Annotated in this window: 1 protein-coding gene; it reads left to right on the forward strand. The window is 51.0% G+C overall.

Translation table 11 applies throughout. The features are described from left to right. On the forward strand, positions 1 to 1,010 hold a 1,010-nt coding region (locus ACOCD2_RS20850), incomplete at its 5' end, for a Fic family protein (RefSeq protein ID WP_293653201.1). Between the last annotated feature and the right edge of the window lie 178 nt (positions 1,011 to 1,188).

Consider the following 1,188-nt stretch of genomic DNA (forward strand, 5'->3'; position numbering starts at 1 on the left):
CTTCCCGTGAGTTGGCTGAATTGAAGGGTGCAGGCAATTTGATCCCCAACCAGAAGATCCTGCTGACCGGTATCGTTTTGCAGGAAGCCCGCCTTTCGTCTGAGATCGAGAACATCGTTACTACCAATGATGAGCTTTACCAAGCCAGTGCAGACGATCTGTTTTCAGCCTCGGGGCATACCAAGGAAGTCCTGCGTTATCAGCAGGCGCTGTGGGAGGGCTTCGAGACGTTGCGGGAACGTCCTCTTGGCACCAACCTGTTTATTGAACTGGTGGAAATCATCAAGTGGCAGCAGATGGGTATCCGCTGCCTGCCGGGTACCAGGCTGACCGGCAATGATGGCAATATTGTTTATACACCACCGGAGGGGGAGGTACGGCTACGCGAACTGCTGGCGAATTTGGAGCGCTTTATCCATGATGAGAATGACAGCTTGGACCCGCTTGTCCGACTGGCCGTAATGCACTATCAGTTTGAGGCGATCCATCCTTTTGCCGATGGCAATGGCCGGACCGGCAGGATCATCAATATTCTTTATCTGGTGGACAAGGGGTTACTGGAGTTGCCGGTGCTTTACCTGAGTCGCTACATTATTCGCAACAAACCAGCCTATTACGACGGATTGAGACGGGTCACGGAAGAACAGGCATGGGAAGATTGGATTCTGTTCATGTTGCGCGGCATCGAGGAGATGGCGAGGGAAACGCGAGCCATGATTCGACAGATTTCTGATCTAATGGCTGAAATGGGTGAGGTAGCGCGCGTTCATGCAGGCAAGGCCTATTCAAAGGATCTAATCGAGCTGATTTTCGAGCAGCCTTATTGCAAAATCAGGTTTCTCGAGGAGCGTGGTCTGGCAAAGCGGCAGACCGCTTCCAGCTATCTCAAGGCATTTGCCTCAGCGGGTTTGTTGAGAGCGGTCAAGGCTGGACGGGAGGTGTATTACATCAATGATCAACTACTGAGATTGTTGTCGGGAAAGGTCGATGAAATCGACACATCGGCCTGATGTGTCGAAATATTTAAAAATAATCGACATGTTGTGGCAATGTGTCGATTATGTGGAGGTACGGTGGAGATTTGGCATGGAACAGGGATAAGAGGCAGAAGTGTCTGAATATTCAGAAGATAATCTGGTTGAGCAGCCTGCAATAGGCTTGTTTTCCGAACTGGGCTGGGAGACGGTC

Source organism: Thiolapillus sp. (assembly GCF_048562965.1).
Lineage (GTDB): Bacteria > Pseudomonadota > Gammaproteobacteria > Chromatiales > Chromatiaceae > Thiolapillus > Thiolapillus brandeum_A.